The sequence below is a fragment of the Nostoc sp. CALU 546 genome, from assembly GCF_048836525.1.
Genome location: NZ_JAWJTF010000005.1, coordinates 52,176 through 72,406 on the forward strand (window position 1 = coordinate 52,176; position 20,231 = coordinate 72,406).

The 20,231-nt window shown below is 43.3% G+C and carries 17 protein-coding genes; 10 read left to right on the forward strand and 7 right to left on the reverse strand.

Translation table 11 applies throughout. From position 1 onward, the window contains the following. Window positions 1-31: 31 nt before the first annotated feature. A complete protein-coding gene (locus RRG12_RS03920) occupies window positions 32-1,225 on the reverse strand; it encodes a serine/threonine protein kinase (protein ID WP_420758420.1) in 1,194 nt (397 codons plus the stop codon). Between the two features lie 182 nt (window positions 1,226-1,407). Between RRG12_RS03920 and RRG12_RS03925 the strand changes: the two genes are divergently transcribed. Together RRG12_RS03925 and RRG12_RS03930 are read left to right on the forward strand one after the other, a co-directional pair. Then, window positions 1,408-1,752, forward strand: a complete 345-nt coding sequence (locus tag RRG12_RS03925) for a type II toxin-antitoxin system RelE/ParE family toxin (protein WP_069073637.1) — start codon at window positions 1,408-1,410, stop codon at window positions 1,750-1,752. Continuing rightward, window positions 1,739-3,208: an addiction module antidote protein gene (locus RRG12_RS03930; RefSeq protein ID WP_420758421.1), complete on the forward strand. Its 1,470-nt coding sequence runs from the start codon at window positions 1,739-1,741 to the stop codon at window positions 3,206-3,208. The genes RRG12_RS03925 and RRG12_RS03930 overlap by 14 nt, the downstream gene beginning before the upstream one ends. Here the strand turns inward: RRG12_RS03930 and rfbB are convergent. The 5 genes from rfbB to RRG12_RS03955 form a co-directional block, all read right to left on the reverse strand. Continuing rightward, a complete protein-coding gene (gene rfbB / locus RRG12_RS03935) occupies window positions 3,135-4,196 on the reverse strand; it encodes a dTDP-glucose 4,6-dehydratase (RefSeq protein WP_420758422.1) in 1,062 nt (353 codons plus the stop codon). The genes RRG12_RS03930 and rfbB overlap by 74 nt on opposite strands. A gap of 79 nt (window positions 4,197-4,275) precedes the next feature. After that, window positions 4,276-5,271, reverse strand: a complete 996-nt coding sequence (locus RRG12_RS03940) for a glycosyltransferase (RefSeq protein WP_420758423.1) — start codon at window positions 5,269-5,271, stop codon at window positions 4,276-4,278. Between the two features lie 31 nt (window positions 5,272-5,302). Then, window positions 5,303-5,539, reverse strand: a complete 237-nt coding sequence (locus RRG12_RS03945) for a hypothetical protein (protein WP_069073634.1) — start codon at window positions 5,537-5,539, stop codon at window positions 5,303-5,305. 4 nt (window positions 5,540-5,543) lie between these two features. After that, complete coding sequence (locus tag RRG12_RS03950) at window positions 5,544-6,245, reverse strand: DUF6391 domain-containing protein (protein ID WP_420758424.1); 702 nt, start codon at window positions 6,243-6,245, stop codon at window positions 5,544-5,546. A gap of 405 nt (window positions 6,246-6,650) precedes the next feature. Beyond that, window positions 6,651-6,914, reverse strand: coding sequence for a helix-turn-helix domain-containing protein (locus tag RRG12_RS03955; RefSeq protein WP_069073632.1), 264 nt, complete (start codon window positions 6,912-6,914; stop codon window positions 6,651-6,653). Window positions 6,915-7,277: 363 nt separating this feature from the next. Between RRG12_RS03955 and RRG12_RS03960 the strand changes: the two genes are divergently transcribed. Together RRG12_RS03960 and RRG12_RS03965 are read left to right on the forward strand one after the other, a co-directional pair. Then, on the forward strand, window positions 7,278-8,255 hold the full coding sequence (locus RRG12_RS03960) for a carbohydrate kinase family protein (protein WP_420758425.1): 978 nt from the start codon (window positions 7,278-7,280) through the stop codon (window positions 8,253-8,255). 172 nt (window positions 8,256-8,427) lie between these two features. After that, a complete protein-coding gene (locus RRG12_RS03965) occupies window positions 8,428-8,859 on the forward strand; it encodes a DUF6006 family protein (RefSeq protein ID WP_420758426.1) in 432 nt (143 codons plus the stop codon). 200 nt (window positions 8,860-9,059) lie between these two features. On the opposite strand, the gene RRG12_RS03970 is transcribed toward RRG12_RS03965, so the two are convergent. After that, window positions 9,060-9,737 carry a polysaccharide deacetylase family protein gene (locus tag RRG12_RS03970; RefSeq protein WP_420758427.1) on the reverse strand — a complete coding sequence of 226 codons (678 nt, stop codon included), beginning with the start codon at window positions 9,735-9,737 and terminating at the stop codon, window positions 9,060-9,062. Window positions 9,738-9,844: 107 nt separating this feature from the next. Between RRG12_RS03970 and RRG12_RS03975 the strand changes: the two genes are divergently transcribed. From RRG12_RS03975 to RRG12_RS04000, 6 genes are all read left to right on the forward strand, one after another. Then, window positions 9,845-10,714, forward strand: a complete 870-nt coding sequence (locus tag RRG12_RS03975; protein WP_420758428.1) for an RnfABCDGE type electron transport complex subunit D — start codon at window positions 9,845-9,847, stop codon at window positions 10,712-10,714. A 64-nt stretch (window positions 10,715-10,778) separates the two neighbouring features. Next, window positions 10,779-12,155 carry a DUF2330 domain-containing protein gene (locus tag RRG12_RS03980; RefSeq protein ID WP_420758429.1) on the forward strand — a complete coding sequence of 459 codons (1,377 nt, stop codon included), beginning with the start codon at window positions 10,779-10,781 and terminating at the stop codon, window positions 12,153-12,155. A gap of 381 nt (window positions 12,156-12,536) precedes the next feature. Continuing rightward, on the forward strand, window positions 12,537-13,187 hold the full coding sequence (locus RRG12_RS03985; protein WP_420758430.1) for a sigma-70 family RNA polymerase sigma factor: 651 nt from the start codon (window positions 12,537-12,539) through the stop codon (window positions 13,185-13,187). Window positions 13,188-13,577: 390 nt separating this feature from the next. Continuing rightward, window positions 13,578-16,457, forward strand: a complete 2,880-nt coding sequence (locus RRG12_RS03990; RefSeq protein ID WP_420758431.1) for a CHAT domain-containing protein — start codon at window positions 13,578-13,580, stop codon at window positions 16,455-16,457. Window positions 16,458-16,681: 224 nt separating this feature from the next. Continuing rightward, complete coding sequence (locus RRG12_RS03995; protein ID WP_420758432.1) at window positions 16,682-17,650, forward strand: DUF1822 family protein; 969 nt, start codon at window positions 16,682-16,684, stop codon at window positions 17,648-17,650. A gap of 182 nt (window positions 17,651-17,832) precedes the next feature. Further along, window positions 17,833-20,166 (forward strand): CHASE2 domain-containing protein, encoded by a 2,334-nt coding sequence (locus RRG12_RS04000; RefSeq protein ID WP_420758433.1) that lies wholly within the window; start codon window positions 17,833-17,835, stop codon window positions 20,164-20,166. Window positions 20,167-20,231: the final 65 nt, after the last annotated feature.

The window sequence follows — 20,231 nt, forward strand, 5'->3', positions numbered from 1 at the left end:
AACCCGGTTGATATTTACCCAAAAGACTGCCTTAAAATACAGATTTCAGCAAATCGATCGCTCGAATCCACAACATAATACTAATAGGCGCTCCCAGGAGAATCCCAGCGATCGCCCAACCTCGCTGATGTGCTTTGAATTGTTCAATACTGCGCCACGGTCTACTTTTCCAGGCCCATTCATTGCCTTTTGCACCGAGTGCGATCGCCATTAACCACCAACCATGCGGTACAAAACAGAATAGCCCATACCACACTTGATTAGGCCACATCCACAACCAAGGCATCAAAAATGCCCCCCAGTTCCAACCGAGAATTTCCTCTGGGACTGTTTCATTATGATTATTTATCCCGCATCCTGAATTGTTGATTATTTCTCTTAGCGGTAAAAGTTGATTCTTGTTTGCAAATTTGACAGCCAGACCAGATTTAAGAACATTCAGCGCTTCGCGGGCACTACTAAATCTTTGTTCGGGAGCGGGTTCTATCAACTTTTGTAGCCAACTGACAAAACTGGGGCTGAGATTAACTCGGTCTGTAAATTGCAGTCGCAAATCCTGCTGGGGTAAATCAGATGGGGAAGTCCCAGTTAACAAATGAATTAAAGTTGCTCCCAGTGCATAGAGGTCTGAAGCCGCAACCGCCCGACCACCAAATTGTTCCATAGGGGCATAACCATAAGTACCGACAACGGTAAAAGTAACGCCCTCTCTTGCTGCTTTATCCTGAACTGCGCCAAAATCAACTAAATAAACCCGATTATCGTCGCCCCAGATTAAATTACTTGGTTTAATATCTCTATGCAACACCCCTGGATTCAACTCATGTAGATACATGAGAATATTTAAAACCTCAACAGCAATTTTTCTCGCTCGCTTTTCAGTAAACCTTTTGCCAACAGCAAGTTTATCCTTGAGTGATTCACCAGGGATATATTCTTGTATTAGGGCAAACCATAGTGTGCGATCGTCGATACAAAAATAATCAATATACCGGGGAATTCGGGGATGATTTAGCTGTTTGAGAATTTGTGCTTCCCTCTCAAAAAGTTTCAAATCATCCCACTGCACAGTACCGCCAAAGGCCAAAAGTTTGACTACAACAGTGGAATTATCGCCATCAGAGGCTTGTAAATCCAATGCTAGCCAAGTTTGACGAATTCCATTGTTACCGAGTTGGCGTTGAATTTGATAACGGTCTTGTAATATCTGTTCTGGTTGCAGCATTTGACACCTGCTGGCAATTTACTCTGATTCCCTTACTATTCAAGGATAGTCATTATCTAGAGAAACTGTGGGAGCCTAATAATTTTTTGAAAGCAGTTGAAGATTCCAATTTTGGGGTTCTCTAGAAAATTAGTGCGAATTATTGTTCGCATATGTTATAAATATTATAGTAGAGATTGAAAGTGACCAAAGAAGCACAACCAAAACAGATTATCATCTATGCCAATCAAGATGGTTACGAGCCGTTTGCAGAGTGGATGGATAATTTACGCGACCAACAAGGAAAACGACGCATACTGCAACGCCTACGCCGCCTTGAACAAGGTAATTACGGCGATGTTGCGCCGATAGGAGATGGTTTAAGCGAGTTGCGAATGTTCTTTGGTTCTGGTTATCGCGTCTATTTCGGTGAAGATGCTGAAAATATTGTTGTCGTACTGTGTGGAGGCGACAAAAGCACACAGAATCAGGACATCGAAGACGCAAAAGCTTACTGGAAGAAGTACCTAAGCCATGAGAAATTTTAGAACACTTGATGAATTTGAAGAAGAGTACTTCCGCAAGCACCCGGAAGAAATCGATGATTATTTGACCGAGATATTTCAGGAATATGCAGAAGACAACGATTCTGGTGCGTTATTGGCATCTTTGCGTGTTGTTGCTCGTGTACGAGGAATTAGTGAGATAGCCGAGCAAACAGGCATGACACGCCGGGGATTGCAAAAAGCTTTATCCAGCAATGGCAACCCGCGCCTTGAAAACGTCAATTCAATTATGAAGGCGCTGGGATATTGTCTCACCCCGACTACCACTAACCAAGGCAGAAGGGGAAACAGCAATATGAGCCAGAAGCTAGCACCAGCAAAAGTACCAACACCAGGAAAAATTTTAAGTCGAGAATTAGAAGCCCGTGGCTGGACACAGAAAGATTTAGCAGAAATTATGGGGTGTCCAGTTCAAAGTATCGATGAAATTATTCTGGGAAGCAAGCAAATTATACCTGAAATAGCTATCGAACTCTCCCAAGCCTTGGGTACTTCTCCAGAGTTTTGGACAAATCTTGAAGTAAAGTATCAACTTCATCTAGTAGGAAAAGAAAAAAAGGAGCAAGATATAGCTCGTAAAAGCCGATTGTATACAATTGCCCCCATCTCTGAACTAATCAAAAATAAGTGGATTCAAGCAACAGATTCGATTGATGACTTAGAACGACAAATCTGTAATTTTTTCGGCATATCTTCCTTAGATGAAACACTCCAGTTAGCCGTTAATTTCCGTTGTTCCGAGCATCGAGAGCCAGAGGAAACTTCTCGCATAACTTGGGTAAAACGGGTTGAGAACCTAGCAAGACAACAAACCGTTGCTAGTTTTGAACGCGAAAAAATAGAGATTGCTATCCCTGAAATTCTTGCTTGTGCTAAACAAGTAGAAAGTATCGTGCGGATTCCTAGATTGCTAGCAGATTTAGGTGTACATTTTCTAATTGTGCCGCATTTAAGCAAAACCTACTTGGATGGTGCAGCTTTATATTTAAACAGCAATCCCGTTATCGCGTTGACATTGAGATATGACCGGATAGATTCATTCTGGTTCACCCTCATGCATGAGTTAGCACATATCGTTTTAGGGCATCAAGGAGCTTATTTAGACAACTTGGATGCGTTAGAAGAGAATGAGGAAGAAAAAGAAGCTAATGCAAAAGCCGCTGACTGGTTAATAAATTCTCAGACATTAAATGAATTTATTATCAGCAGTAAAAAAGCCTTTTCTTGTGAAACGATTGAAGAATTTGCTCAAAATCAAAATAGACATCCAGGCATAATTCTTGGTCGCTTACATTATGACAAATTAGTTCCCTATAAGAATTTCAGAGCATTACTGGTGAAAGTTAGCCCCATCTTAGGTAATTCTACAGATAATTTTTGCGATAGTAAGCTTGATATTCCGCAGATAGCAGAGGTTCCCACCAATCACGATGGTTGAGATACCATTCAACAGTTAAACGTAAACCCTCAGCAATCGTTACAGAAGGCGTCCAACCAAGCTGAGTTTTAATTTTGTTTGCATTAATTGCATATCTCCGATCATGTCCTTGTCTATCTTTGACAAAAGTAATTAACTGCTTGGCTGGATATATTGGTAAATCAGATGCTAATTCATCCATCATCTGACATAACAGTTGGACGAGGTTGATATTTTCCACCTCATTATTGCCACCAATATTGTATGTTTCTCCTGGTTCACCATGATTAATCACCACATCCAGAGCCAGACAATGATCGCCCACATAAAGCCAATCCCGCACATTTTTACCATCGCCATAAACAGGTAATGGTTTCCCGATCAAAGTGTTGATGCACATCAGGGGAATTAGCTTTTCGGGAAACTGATAAGGGCCGTAATTATTAGAGCAATTTGTGATAATGGTTGGAAGTTGATAAGTATGATAATAAGCACGCACTAAATGGTCACTACCCGCTTTTGAAGCTGAATAGGGACTATTGGGAGCGTAGGGTGTAGTTTCACAAAAAGCTGGGTCATCTGCGCCCAAACTACCGTACACTTCATCAGTAGAAACGTGTAGGAAACGATAATCAGATGGCTGTGCTTTTGTCTCCCAATGTTGCCGAAAAGCTTCTAGTAGGGTGAAAGTTCCGACTACATTAGTTTGCACAAAAGCAGCTGGCCCAAGAATTGAACGATCGACATGAGATTCAGCGGCAAAATGGGCAATGGTATCAATATTTTCCGTTGATAATAGCTCGTCTAAGATGGTGCGATCGCAAATATCCCCCTGAACAAACCGAAAATTCTCTCTATCCTCAACCAGCGCCAAATTCAGACGATTCCCAGCGTAGGTAAGAGCATCCAACACCACCACGCGATCGTCTGGATAAACTTGACACCAATGATGGACAAAATTCGCCCCAATAAACCCCGCACCACCAGTAACTAATAACCGCCGATTCATCTAACTTCCTCTCTTAATCTCTGTGTTCTCAGCACTTCTGCGATCGCCTGTGGCAAGTCGCTACGCATATACGTTTCTATTACTTAAAATATTTCTTCCTCAGTTTCCCGTATATCTTCTGGGCGAGTAATTTTGCCACGCGTGTTTTCGTCAAACTCTTAATATTAGATGGCTGCTGGATTTTGTGATCAAAAAACTCATTCAACTCATCCACAATAACTTGGAACCGCTTAATAATATTTTCAGTTCGATGCTCAACTAAAAACTCTTCAGACAAACTAAATGCTACTGAAGATTCAATCACTTTCATAATACGTTGAACATCATATTCTTGAGAATATCCAGCAATTTTATAGCAATTAAATCCAGGATCTAAGTAATCAGCTAGTCCACCATTGACACTAGAAAATACTTGACAGCCACAGGCAAGAGCTTCCATTGGTTGTAGACCAAATCCTTCACTAACACGCTGTTGTGCCCAGTACTCAGCGGAATCATAAAGATAAACCTTAGCTCGGTTAAATAGCCCAGGTAAATCATCAATGTATGAATCAACAACCAATACTTTACAACGTTTTTGCAACGCTGGAATCAATTCTTTAATTAAATATTCAGAAGACTTCCGAGCCTGAACTAAAACATCAATATCCCGTTCCAGACCTAAATTTTGAAACTCATCAGAAATTTGATTTGGCAAATAATAAATTAGAGAATTGGGTGATTTTTCTCCCCAATATCCCATTGTATAGCGGCTAACAGTCATGATCGGAATACTCGCAGGTAGCCGAAATGGATAACCTGCACTATGTGCGTGGTAAACGACATTGTATTGCTTAAGTTTAGCCACGAGTTGAGCTATATCAAATCCCCAACTAATGACAAAAATTACATCATTTAAATTTTTCTCTTTTAGTAAATCATCAATGAAAAGCTTACCTTTTTCTCGTTGACGGTAAGTTACAACATCAGCACTACAGAAATTCTGAGCCAGATTAAGTGCTTTTAACTCAGCCCAAAGACCACCACAGGCAAATTTGTCATCTGTACCGGGAAGTAAGAAGTAAAGTTTTCTCATAATTTTTAAGGAAATATTTAACCTTGTGTTCCTACATCCAGGGAGCATTATCCATCAAAGCATCTAACATCTTCTGGAAGTTTTGACGGAACACTACGGCTAATAAACCGCAGAACATTGTAGTTACTGCCATCACCCACCAAAAGTGAGTGACGTGCCATAAGCCGCCGAACAGGGCAAAGATGATTAGTCCAGCGCCAGCGCCCCCTGAAAACAGTAGAGTTGTTTCTTTAGCGGTTTCTTTGAAGGTACGTGGTTTTGATTCCATAAGATTACTCTTGCCAGCCTACTTTAACAAAATGTGCCTCACGCCCCCAAACATCCCGTGTACGAGTAATATTTTCAATTGCTAGGTTAAAAGGAATAGCAGTTGTTAGGTAACGCTGTGCCATAGAACCTAAATCAGGTGCGAGTTCTGCGGCTGTCGTTGCTGCTAACCCCAAACCTATAAGTTGCTCAATTGGGCGAAATGGTAGCAACAGATGCACACCCACAGCTAGTCCAGCCGTTAAGAGCATTGCTACTGATAAATTTGTGCCACAACGGGGATGTACAGCCAAATCCCATTCTCCAGTGGTGATGCGATATCGAGCAAGTGTGACCGCACGCCGCAAATCACTAATATTTACCTCACCATAGAGGTAAAATCCCTGCTCAGTAGACAAACCACCTAATAGTTCATTATCTAGTTGAACCTTAGTGGATTCTGCTCTGGCAGGATAGGCACTTTTTGATTCGCTAAGAACCCAAACAGTTGCGTGTTCTAAGGCGTGAACCTGCCGCAGCATCAAAATTTCCTTCAACCCTGGAATAAACGATAGCTGTCTGAGTAAGTCGGTATCTTGTGTGGGTTGCGGACAGTCTGAAAATTGGTCTTCAATACTCGAAACTTTCTCAGATACAGGTATCGTAAAATCAAAGTTAAAAAATTCAAAGGGAGACGAGCTACCCTGAAAATAAGCGGAAGTATTCATTGGAACACTACTCCCAAAGCCGATGGGGCAACATAGATTTCTTTCAAATGTAACGCTTGCATCACTGAATTGTTGCTAATTTTTCTAGATGATTTTTTGTTTGGGCATGGGGCATTGGGCATTGGGAATTGGGAATTATTGTAGATGGTTCTCCCAAGTTCCCAGTCCCCAGTCCCCAGTCCCCAGTCCTACAATCTGTTCTGCTGAATATCTGGTCTTTATAGTTTCCGAGTCCGAGGGTCAGCTGGCTCCACTAACATAAACTCCGCCTGAGTGAAGGACTCGGAACTTTTGGTAGAGTGTTCACACTGAAAACTTAGTCGTGAGAGGGGAAAAATCAGTAAAACTCAAAATTGGCTTGCATCATACCAGACCAAAGCAATTACGTTGCTACTAGTAAATTGTTTATTCGATCTGGTTAGGTAGAGTACAGCAATTGACATCATTCAAACAGACTTTGCCCCACTGTAAAGCCCAGCGGACAAGGGCTACTCGATTTTCTGTCTCGGTCTTGGTGAGAATATTACTGATATGGTTATCAACTGTACGCTTGCTAATCTCCAGTTTTCCTGCAATCTCTTGGTTAGTTAAGCCAGCGGCTACTAAGTCGATAATTTGCAGTTCTCTGTCTGACAGACTAACGGGGGTCTCAGACTTGCCACCAGCCATGACTATTTCTATCCTCCCTTGGTATATGTACTTAATCGCTCTTTCTAATTCTAGAAGATTCTTTTGTTGGTAGGGGTTTCAAGTGTTAGCAGTAATACGATTGTCAATATTTTCTTTGGATTTCAAGTTGACATAAATATAACCTACGCAATTCTTAAAGTAATAAATATAGCTTATCTTCGCAAGAATATTGTCTCAGCACTTAGCTCAAAGAAGCGAGAATTAGAAGCATATACATGCTATTAGAGTAATAAAAATTGCTATTTAATTCTATGAAGGACTGGCGACAGATTAGCAAAAACTATTGTAGATTTTATACTGTAAATTCCTAATCCCAAATCGAAATCTAAAATTGAAAATGAGATGAGCAATCCCCGTGTTTTGTGCCTTGGTGAAATTTTGTTTGATTGTTTAGCCGATCAATTAGGGCTAAAGCTGGAAGAAGTGAAATCCTGGACTCCCTATCCAGGAGGGGCACCAGCTAATGTAGCCTGTGCTTTAGTCAAGCTGGGGACGCCAGCAGGATTTATCGGAGCCGTTGGTGAAGATGAACCAGGGAATGCACTGGTCAAGCTATTACAAGATGTAGGTGTAGAGACGACGGGGATACAACGCCATCCCACAGCACCAACGCGGCAAGTTTATGTTACACGGGATCTGGCTGGCGATCGCACTTTCGCCGGATTTGGTCAGTATGACACCGCAGAATTTGCCGATACTCGCCTGCAAGCTAAACAATTGTCAGATTCGCTGTTTCAAGAAGCAGATTTTCTGGTTTTGGGTACTTTGGAATTAGCCTATCCTGAAAGTGAAAAGGCAATTCACCGCGCTCTAGAATTAGCAGAACATTACGACTTGAAGATTGTGCTGGATGTCAACTGGCGTCCTGTATTTTGGAAAGAGCCAAACATTGCCCATCAAAAAATTCCAGAATTATTTAACCGAGTCGATTTTCTCAAACTCTCCAAAGAAGAAGCTGAATGGCTATTTGAAACCGCAGATCCCGGAGCCATCACTTACCGTCTGGCTTCAATTGAAGGGGTACTAGTAACAGATGGAGAAAACGGTTGCACTTACTGTTTAGGTGAAAACGAAGGCAAATTACCCTCGTTTTCCATTCCTGTAGTTGATACAACTGGTGCAGGGGATAGTTTTTTGGCAGGATTTATCCATCAGTTGAGTCAGAATGGCATCCACGGCTTGCAGGATGCAGAAACAGCAAAACGCATTGTTACTTATGCCAGTGCTGTTGGAGCGCTGACTACCATTAAAGCAGGTGCGATCGCTTCTCAACCTACTGCTGCTGAAGTCGAAGCTTTTCTAGCCACACATCAACTTTAAGAATTAGCATAAGCCACTGGGATATCAGCCACCACAGGCTGATACTCCCGGCTAGAAAATGGATGAAAATTCTTATGCCAAACTTGATACTTTAATAGCTGCATAAACAGCGATGCTGATACCTATAAGTGAATAGAAAGTACAGATTAGCTTAAGGTATTGGTGAAGCATTATGAAAAACATCACAAAATGGCTTTTGGGTTTAGCGATTGTTCCTGCAAGTTTGGTATTGGCATCTAGCCATGCTAAAGCTAGTCAGATTGCTGGTGAGTGGTTCTTTGGTCTCTGGGATTGTAATATTGACGGTAGACCAGCTCAAATGCAGTGGAAAGTAGTCGATGACCCACAAACTAGTTGTAGTGGTGATGTTTGTTCTACTACTTCTGGTGTCCGTCTCATCGGGCGGTTTAGTGATAATGGTAGTGCCTGGGTTCCTCTAGGAAAACGTTTTTCCAGCACCCAAAGACAAGATTTAGGTATTCGTTATTTAGGTGCAGAACAAGATAACTGGTATCTCAAATACAACAGTCGTACTAAAATCGCAGATGGTTGGACGACATGGCGGGGTAAGCGCTACCCATTACAATGTCGTAATCGCAGATAACATTTGCCAAATTATGCAAAATGTGTAGATAAGCGATCGCTAACTTTGAGTACTAAACACGCTAGCACCACATTTTTATTAACTTGATAGGCTATAGGACTCATATTTGATTTCTGAAAAAACTCAGTACAACTAAGAAGCCTTCTTGACTGTTGCCTGTTGCCTGTTGCCTAGAAATCAAAGCGGATTCCTATAGTACTTTAGTTAGCCTTGACTTGCTGCCATAGAGTATCAACAGTCACAAACTCATAACCTTGTTGTAGCAGTTGCGGAATGAGAATTTGAATTGTCGCAGCAACATCTTGTCCACCGCAAGCACCATCATGCAAGACAATCATTGAACCATTTTTCACCTGCTGCATAATTCGCTGTACTACGGTGCTGACACCTGGTCGTACCCAATCTTCTGGTACAACGCTCCACATCACTGAACGGTAATTCCACTCAAAGAATAATTTTAAAGTCGCAGGTGTAAATAAACCATTGGGGGGGCGGACATCCCGCACTTGTTCAGGTTGCAGGTTGCAGGCATTGTAGATAGCAGCTTGGGTTTTTTCTAAACTGTCCTTTAGGTCATTTGGGGAAAGCATGGGAAAAGAGCGATGATCGTAGCCATGCAATCCGATCCAGTGTCCGCGATCGCTAACGGCTTTAGCAATACCTGGTGAACGGTTGACGCAAACACCCAACCAAAAAAAACTCGCTGTAATATTGTAACGATCTAACACCGCCAAGACTTCGGGTGTGTATTGCGGATGTGGCCCATCGTCGAACGTAAGTGCGATCGCTTTCGTATGAGGATTTCCACCCCAAAGGCAGTTGGGAAAACTCGGCTGGAGAATGCGGTAGAAAATTGGGAACAGGGGAGCTAGTTGCATTTTGCGTTTATCTACTTTGTAACAAAATTTGTAACAGCAATACTATTTGAGCTATTACTCGTCTAGATTGATGAAAAATCTACGGGTAATCCCTGAATTAAGGGTTAATGTTGCTAAAAGATATACGAGATTATCAGATTTTATTTCTGGGCTTATTCCTAGTCTTGGGAATCGGTACACGAGATTGGACGCTGCGACCAGAGTTAATTGGGGTAGCGATCGCAACTTGTCTTGCAACTCAATGGATATTGTCATTAGTCATTGGTCATTGGTCATTAGCAAATGACAAAGGACAAATGACTAATGACAAAAAACAAATACCGAATCTTCGCAGTGCTTTAATTACCTCACTGGGACTCAGTTTACTGTTGCGGGCTGATCACTGGACGACAATGGCAATAGCGGCAGCACTTGCGATCGCTAGCAAATTTATCTTCCAAGTCGGCGATAAGCATTTCTTCAATCCCGCCAATTTTGGCATCATATCTGCCTTGATTCTCACCCCTGATGCTTGGGTTTCGCCGGGACAATGGGGTGAAGAGTGGTGGTATGGGCTATTATTTGTCGGCACTGGCGGCATGATTTTGCAGCACGTTGGTCGCTGGGACACCACAGCAGCTTTTTTGGGTTCCTACTCTTTGCTGGAAGCCATTCGCAATCTCTGGCTGGGTTGGACTTGGGATGTTTACTGGCACCGATTGATGAGCGGGTCTTTGCTGCTGTTTGCTCTATTTATGATTACAGATCCGCGATCGATTCCCAATTCCCCAATTGGGCGTGTAGTTTGGGCAATCTGTATCGCCGGCTTAACTTTTATCCTGCGAAATTATTTCTTTGTTTCCACAGCAGTTTTCTGGGCATTGTTTGCCCTAGCACCATTGACCATCCTGCTAGATGTTCTCTGGTTAGCCCCAAGGTTTGCTTGGCAAGAGAAAGATGAGGGAACAAGAGAAGAACTTCTAACTCAGCACTCCTAACTCTTGTACAGACGCGATTCATCGCGTCTCTAGTCTCTAGCACTAAAAAAGATAGAGGTATAAAATGAAAATTTTTCGACTTTTAACACCATTATTGTTGGCAATTGTAGCTGTTTTGTGCTTTGCACCCGCAGCTTGGGCATTTTGTGGATTTTATGTAGCCAAAGCAGATACAAAACTGTATAACAAAGCTTCTCAGGTTGTGATCGCGCGAGATGGCGATCGCACTGTCCTAACAATGGCAAACGACTTTCAAGGCGAAGTCAAAGATTTTGCAATGGTAGTACCAGTACCAACGGTGCTGCAAAAAGAACAAGTTCGCGTCACTGAACCCAAGATTATCGAACGCCTAGATGCTTTTAGTGCGCCGCGATTAGTTGAATATTTTGACCCAGATCCCTGTGCCCCAGTTTATGAAAGAGAGTTATCAGCAGCACCAGCGCCAGCAGCAAGCAATCAGTCAGCGCGTAAAAGAAGCAGTGATGATAGTTTAGGTGTGACAGTCGAAGCACGTTTCAACGTCGGCGAATACGACATTTTGATCCTCAGCGCTAAAGAATCTGGTGGACTAGAAACTTGGCTCAAACGCAATGGCTACAAAATCCCCAGAGGTGCGAAACAGTTACTTCAGCCTTACATTCGCTCCTCAATGAAATTCTTTGTTGCTAAAGTCAACTTGGATAAATTCGAGCAATCTGGCTATCAGTTCCTCCGTCCGCTACAAATTTCTTACCAGTCACCTAAATTCATGCTGCCAATTCGTTTGGGCATGATCAATGCTACGACAGAGCAAGATTTAATTGTCTACATTCTCTCGCCCCAAGGACAGGCAGAAATCACTAACTACCGGACGGTAAAAATTCCCTCCGACGCAAATATTCCCATATTTGTCAAAGATGAATTTGGTGAATTTTACAAATCTATGTTTCAAACCATCTACACCAAAGAAGACAGGAAGGTTGGTTTTTTAGAATACGCTTGGGATATGGGTAGTTGCGATCCCTGTTCTGCTGAACCCCTGACCCCAGAGGAACTCAAGCAAGCGGGTGTATTTTGGCTAGATGATAATTCTGCAAGTAATGTGCCAGTATCCCCTAACTTTCGTCGTCCGTTTCCTAGAAGCAACGTCTTCATTTCTCGCTTGCATGTCCGCTATACCCGTGACAAATTCCCTGAAGACTTGATATTTCAACAAACTGCCAACAGTGAATCTTTCCAAGGGCGTTATGTTTTACAACATCCGTTCCAAGGGGAACTCAAATGTCAGGCGGGTAGAGAATATAAGCAGTCTTTACCCAAGCGTTTTGAACAAGAGGCGCAAACTCTAGCTAAACTAACCAACTGGAAAATCCAAGATATTCGCAACAAAATGAAGTTGAGTGTAGGTAATCTGAGATATTCTTGGTGGGAAAATTTCTTGTCCTGGCTGGGATTGTATTGAGGGGATTGGGGATTGGGGATTAGGGATTGGGGATTGGGGATTGGGGATTAGGGATTGGGGATTGGGGATTGGGGATTGGGAGACAAAGAGAATTAGATCCTCAGTCATCCACCTCAGATACTCATTCATCCACCTCAGATACTCATTCATCCACCTTTGAACTGGATTCATCCACCTTAAATACTCATTCATCCACCTTTGAACTGGATTCATCCACCTCAGATACTCATTCATCCACCTCAAAGACTCAAATCTCCCAGTCCCCAGTCCCCAGTCCCCAGTACCTAATCCCCAATCCCCAACATCTTGACGAAAGGTAATTTTTTCGGGCGTTGTTATACGCAATACTAAGATATTCTTGCTTTCTTCGCCAAGATTGTCATGGTTCAATTCGATGAACAGCTACGCTGCTTAGTTACAGAAGCCTGTGGACACCAACCTGGAAGCCCTCAGCGTCAGAAGCTGCTCACGCAAATTATTCGCTTGACAGCAAATAGACTCTGGAGGGAAAGTACTCCCTACTATCAAGACGCACTACAACAAACTTGGTTGTATTTCTGTCGCAATGTTTGTGAAGGTTTGACAGGTCAGATATATGATCCCACTTATGGTACTGTCATCACCTGGCTGAATGCTTACCTAAAAAGGAGACTACAAGACTTTTATCTGAACCAGAACCGGGAACAAGCCACTACTGTCCCTCTGAGAATTCGTCAGTCTACATCGGGTGGAACAAGTGAAATCATTGACCCTGTAGATAATCTTCCAGCTAATCCCCAAGCACCTCCAATTCTAGAAGACTTGGAGATATGGGCAAAGACGGATTCTGATGGAGAATTGCGTGGTACTTACATTAAAGGGCGTCCAGAGGTGAATTGTCAGGTGTTAATTCTCAAGCGCTTACCCCCGGAAGTTAGCTGGAGAGAATTATCTGAGGAATTTGGAATGTCAATTCCGACATTAAGCAGTTTTTATCAGCGCCAATGTCTACCGCGTTTGCGTAAATTCGCAGAATTGGAGGGATTATTGTGAAGGAGGCAGGAGGCAGGAGGCAGGGATTCAGACCCCGCACGCCAGTTCCTTTATGCAGGCGTTCCCGTTCACCGGACTAGCTCCCAATTGTATGCCCCGTGTAGACTGTGGGGTTTTAGACCCAAGTTCTGTACGGTCAATTGCTCTCAGCGCTGGAGTCAATATTCCCTCCTACCTCCTGCCCTCTGCCTCTCCTGATAAATAAGATTGTAGAAACTCAGAGATAGGTGAGGGATGGGAATGGTAACATTACTCTGGTAGCCCAAGCACCTACAGTTCATACTGTGCCCTCCTGGTTATCACCAAAAACTTGGGTCTGAAGCCCCGTCTTTTGAGGACGGCTTTTTATCATCGGTGACAGGACTTTAAATGAGTAATGAGTAATGAGTAATGAGTAATGGGTATTTACTTATTACTTATTACTCATTACTCCAGAATCACCGACCCTTCTTTCTCGGTGAGTATGTCACCTACCTCTTGTCATGCTTATGCCTAAAAAAAACTAGGATTTTTGGCGCGAATTCTGTAAAAGTTAAAAGGCAAAAGGAGCCAGGGCGTCGCATATTTTCCCTTCGTTACATCTTTGGGGTTTGCCAGTCACTCGTTTTAGAAACCAAAAAGATCCTTACGGGTGACGCTAACTTTTTACGTTTACCTTTGTACTTCCTGATTGCTTTGCTATGCATTGTCGGTTCACCTGTACTAGCAAAAGTTCCTGTTTCAATCAATTCCTCATCCCAACCGCCAATAAACAGTCTGACATCGCTGGTTGTATCTGCTGACCCCGCCTCACTACTACAACAGGGCAAAGTTTTATACAGTGCTGGCAACTTTGCCAAAGCTGTAGAATTGTTGCAACAGGCTGTCCAGGTATATCAGCAGCGAGGGGAGAACCTCGCACTGGCAGCGACACTGAGTAATCTTTCTCTGGCTTATCAGCAGCTCGGCGCATGGAGTCAAGCGCAGCAGGCAATTACAGAGAGCTTAAATTTGCTCAAAGGACAGGATAAAAACCAAAATCTGCAAATATTTGCCCAATCACTAGATATTCAAGGTCGTTTACAACTGTTAATGGGACAGGCTGAGGCGGCTTTAGCGACTTGGCAGCAGACGGAACAAATTTACAAACAAACAGATAATAAAAGTGGCGTAGTGCGATCGCAAATCAATCAAGCACAAGCATGGCGCACCCAAGGATTTTACCCACGGGCTGTCAAAACACTCGATCAGGTAAGTCAGACGTTAAAATCTCAACCAGATTCTATAGAAAAGACAGTAGGTTTGCGATCGCTCGGTGATGCCCTTTTGGTATTGGGCGATTTTGACAAATCACGTCAGACGCTAGAAGAAAGTCTGACAATTGCTCGAAACCTGCAATCAAGCGCTGATATTGGGGCAAGTCTATTCAGCTTGGGGAATCATGCCCGCCAACAACAGAAAAGTCAACAGGCGATCGCCTATTATGAACAAACAGTTGAAGCATCTCCCTCACCCCTAACAAAAGTCCAAGCGCAACTGAATCACCTGGGACTACTCATTGAAGATCAACAATGGGCAAAAGTTCAAACTCTCTTACCGTCGATTGAATCCAAACTCGACCAACTTCCCCTCAGCCGCGCTAGTATTTACGCTCAGGTTAATTACTCACAGAGTCTATCAAAAGTCAATAGTGGTGTATTGCAAGCATCGAGTCATAGTTATTACTCAGGATTCAGCACAAAAGACTCAGCAGTATTACTCGCCAAAGCCATCCAGCAATCCCACAGCTTAGGAGATAAGCGGGCAGAAGCCTATGCCCTGAAGAGTTTAGGCGGCTTGTATGAAGAAACCAGACAGTGGTCAGAGGCGCAAAAGCTGACCAGGCAAGGATTAGCTTTAGCACAGAGCAGCAATGCCCTAGAAATTACCTATAGCTTGGAGTGGCAGTTAGGTAGATTGCTCTGGGCACAAAAAGATATTAATGGTGCGATCGCGGCTTATGATTCTGCTGTGGATACTCTCCAGTCTCTCCGCAAAGATTTAGTAGTGAATAAAGATGTAGTAAACCAGGATGTGCAATTCAACTTCCGGGATAGCGTAGAACCCGTATACCGCCAGTCAGTAGAGTTACTGCTGAAATCTCAAAAAGGTAAATTATCAGATGAAAAAATATTGGAGAAAGCACGCGAGCGGATTGAAGCACTCCAACTAGCAGAATTAGACGACTTTTTCCGGGAAGCTTGTCTGCAAGGTAAGAAAGTAGCCCTAGATAAAGTGGTAGACCAAGATAATTCCACAGCCGCCATCCTTTATCCGATTATTCTTCCTGACGAACTCCAGGTAATTGTCAAAATTCCCAAACAACGCCTGCAAAGCTACACTACCAAGATTTCCCAAGCAGAAGTAGAAAAACTCTTAGTAGAACTGCGAAAAAATCTTGTCAATCCCACCGCTACCAAGAACGTTCAAAAGCAATCGCAAGAAGTTTACAACTGGCTGCTTAAACCTATTGAGTCAGAATTGCAAAAAAGTGGCGTCGATACTTTAGTATTCGTTTTGGATGGGCCATTACGCAACTTACCAATGGCAGCTCTCTACGATGGTAAACAATACTTGGTAGAGAAATATGCGATCGCTCTGAGCGTGGGTTTGCAACTCCTCGATCCAAAACCGCTAGTGCAACAGCAGCTCAGAGCGCTAACCGCAGGACTGACTCAGCCACCGCCAGGATTTCCCAAATTTGCACCATTGCTTGCGATTAAATCTGAATTTGATGGCATTACCAAAGCTGGAGTTTCGACAACTAGCTTAGTAGATGGGGAATTTAAGAAAAAGAATTTAGAGAGTGAAATTAGTGCAACTTCATTCAACATAGTGCATTTAGCAACCCACGGTCAGTTTAGTTCCCGCCTTGAAGACACTTTCATTTTAGATTTTGATGGTCAGATCAATGTCAAGGATTTTGATACTCTCTTCCGCAGTCAGGGTAAAAGCATCGTAGAACTATTAGTTTTGAGTGCTTGTCAGACAGCATCAGGAGACAGCCGTGCAGCACTCGGTCTAGCAGGAGCAGCTGTACGAGCAGGGGCACGTAGTACCATAGCTTCCCTATGGCAAATTGATGATGAATCAACAGCGATGTTTGTGAGTGCGTTCTATCGAGAACTTAAGAGTGGAAAAATTACCAAAGCCGAAGCAGTCCACCGTGCCCAGCTACAACTGCTGAAACATCCCAACTACAGAGCGCCAAGCTTTTGGTCTGCCTATGTATTGATTGGCAATTGGTTGTGATTTGTGAATGGGGCATTGGGCATTGGGCATTGGGCATTGGGCATTGGAGGAGGCAGGGGAGTGGAATTCAAAGACTTGTTAACGAGTATTAAAGACTCATGCCCCATGCCCCATGCCCCATGCCCCATGCCCAATTTTCTAATAATCATTCTCTGTTTTATGGCATAAATTTAGTGAATGCAGGTGATATCTACATAGCAGCATTGATGACTAGGGATTGACTTATGAATAACTCCACCTATCGGCTAGATGATTTCGCTTTAATATTACCCATTACCCAAACGGCTCGTATTACTGCCCAGCAATTCGCTAACCAGCAGCCCAATTCTGAAAAAGCAGAGCAAGTCAAGCTGAATACTCTGGCTGTATGGGTGGTGAATGACTACTTGCAAATGATGGATATTCCTACTAATCTTCAAGCTAGTGACAGTTGGAACCCCATCATGCGCCTTTGTGGAAATGTAGCTGATTTAGAGATTCCCTCAATTGGTCGTCTAGAGTGTCGCCCTGTCCATCTGCATCAACGGATATGTTCCATTCCTCCAGAAACTTGGGAAGAACGGGTGGGTTATTTAGTAGTTCAATTTGATGAATCGCTTGAAGAAGCGAAGCTGCTTGGTTTTATCCCTAGTGTGGCAACTGAAACACTGCCTTTAAGTCAACTGCAACCATTGGAAGCATTTATTGACCACCTGTGGCAACTGCGCCAATCCCCACTCACCTCGTTAGTGAATTTGAGTCAGTGGTTTGCTGGGATATTTGATACTGGCTGGCAGACAATTGAATCCCTGTGGAATGTGCCAGAACTCAGACCAAATTATGCCTTTCGCAGTACTGAAACTTTGGAACTAAATGCCCTCAACCGACCAGAATCTATTACTAAACGGGCAAAACTGATTGATTTGGGTATCCAAATTCTCAACCAACCAGTCATGTTGATTGTAGAAATCAGCCCCGAAAAGGATCAACAAACCAGTATTCATCTGCAATTACACGCCACTGGGAATCAAATCTACTTGCCACCAGGAGTTCATCTCACTGTACTAGATAGTTCGGGAGCAGTATTTCTAGATGCTCAATCTAGAAGATCAGACAATTATATTCAGTTACAGTTTCGTGGCGAACCCACAGAGCAATTTAGCGTTAAAGTAGCCTTGGATAATACCAGCATTACCGAACATTTCCGAATTTGAAATATGTAGCTATCTTCCCTCTTTGTCAGTATTTTATTAAGTGGTAATTGGTTAATTAAAAATTAAAGATTAAAAATTCAAGCCCGCATTTGGGGATTTTAAAAAAGTCTGTAAATGCTTGTGGAGCTTGTTATGAGACATTAGAACAGGGGATGGTTTTGCACAGGGAGATAGTGACGGTCATGGGTAAGTTAGTGGTGATGAAATTCGGAGAGGGTAGTTTTGAGCAGGGGTTTGCTGTCACCCTTCAAATTGGTGAAGAACACGAGCGGGCTGCAACAGAAATCACGGGGAGGCTACCTTCATTCCCGGAAATGCCGCTCTACTATAGTCATTGGCAGTCTAGTTATCGGCAGATAGGCAATCGTTATCGCCTCCATGCTGACCAAATGCAGGTGACGAATGTATCGATGATTCAAGACTGCGAAAACACTTCCCATATTTTACGGGCACGCTTTAATATCTGGCTGCGAGCAGAAGAGTTTCGCCCTTTAAGGGAAAAGTGGTTAGAAAGATTGTCGTCCACGGATGAAGTGCGGGTGATTTTGCAAACAGAAAATAGCCAATTGCAGCTATTACCCTGGCATCTGTGGGACTTGTTAGAACGCTATCCCAAGGCTGAAATTGCCCTTTCTTCACCATCCTACGATCGCATTCACAAGCCACGCACTTTAAACCAATTAGTCAACATTTTGGCAATTGTGGGCAATAGTCAGGGGATTGACACCCAAGCCGATCAAGCTTTACTGCAACAGTGTCCTAACGCAGAGGTTACCTTTCTGGTAGAACCACAGCGTAAAGAATTGACTGACCATCTCTGGGGAAAAAACTGGGATATTCTTTTTTTTGCTGGGCACAGTTCTAGTCACAGGAATGGAGAAAGCGGACGAATTTACCTGAATAAAACTGATAGTCTTACCATTGGTGAGTTAAAGTACGCTCTCAAAAAAGCTATTGAAAACGGCTTGCAATTAGCTATATTTAACTCCTGTGATGGATTGGGATTGGCGCGAGAATTGGCTGATTTGCAAATTCCTCAGATAATCGTCATGCGCGAACCCGTCCCAGACCAAGTTGCTAAGGAGTTTTTAAAGTATTTTCTCGAAGGCTTTTCTGGTGGAGAGTCTTTATATCAAGCGGTACGCCAAGCGCGGGAACGTTTGCAAGGACTTGAGGATCGATTTCCCTGTGCAACTTGGCTACCAATGATTTGCCAAAATCCAGCGCAGATACCACCCACTTGGGATGAATTAAGGTCTACCAAAACTGAAGATATACCAAATTTAGCTTTGTCTAGCAGACGCAGATTTCAGACAAGTTTGTTATCTAGCTTGGCGATTACAGCCTTGGTTTGTGGGGTGAGATTGCTGGGATGGCTGGAAAATCCAGAGATTCAAGCCTTTGACCTGATGATGCGATCGCGCCCTGCGGAAGGACTTGATCCGCGACTGCTAATAATCACAATTGACGATGATGATTTGGCGACTCAAAGACAAAATGGCGAGTATTTGATCGGAGCTTCCATTTCCGAAAAATCTCTCAATAAACTCCTGGCAAAACTGAATCAATACCAACCCCGTGCGATCGGCTTGGATATCTACCGTGATTTTAAGGCGAAAGACCCAGATTTAATTACTCGTCTTCAAAAAACTCCGAACTTGGTTGGCGTATGTAAGGGGAGTGATAGCACAGGAAATATTAAAGGTATTAAGCCGCCACCAGAAATCCCTCCAGGAAACTTGGGATTCAGTGACTTTATTCACGATCGCGATGGAGTGATCCGTCGGCATCTGCTGTTCATGAATCAGGAGGCGACATCGTTGTGTTCTGCTCCCTATTCCTTCAGTTTACAACTAGCATCCCTCTATCTGCGCCCTGACGGAATTCAACCAAAGTTCACCCCTAAAGGGAATTTGCAGTTGGGTAAAACTATTTTTCCTAATCTAAAGTCTCGAACTGGTGGCTATCAAAATATAGATGCTAATGGCGGTCAAATCTTACTCAACTACCGTTCTCCAAAACAGATAGCCCAACAAGTGAAGCTAACGCAATTTTTATCTAATTCGGTTAACGCCAGCGCGATCAAAGACCGGATTGTTCTAATTGGTGTCGTGGCAAAGGGGGATTCTCCAGACACCTGGCCCACACCCTATGGCGCTCCCTTAGATGATCAAATGCCAGGAGTGTTGGTACAGGCTCACATGATCAGTCAGATTCTCAGTGCAGTCCAGGATGGGCGGCCGTTGCTGCGGGCTTGGTCACTGTGGATTGAGATAGTCTGGATTTTGGGCTGGTCTGTGGTGGGGGGAGTCCTGGCTTGGCACAAGCTTTCGTTACCCTGGTTGGTCTTGGCAGTCGGTGTTACCTCTAGCGTTTTGTATATAGTTTGCTTTGGTCTGTTAATTGTAGGTGCTTGGGTACCGTTTGTACCGTCGGCTTTATCACTGGTCACGATGGTGGGCTTGATGTCAATTTATCATTCAAAAACAGAAGTGCCGGTGGGGAGTGGGGAATAGGGAATGGGGAATGGGGAATGGGGAATGGGGAATGGGGAATGGGGGAGAATAACTAAATGCCCAAT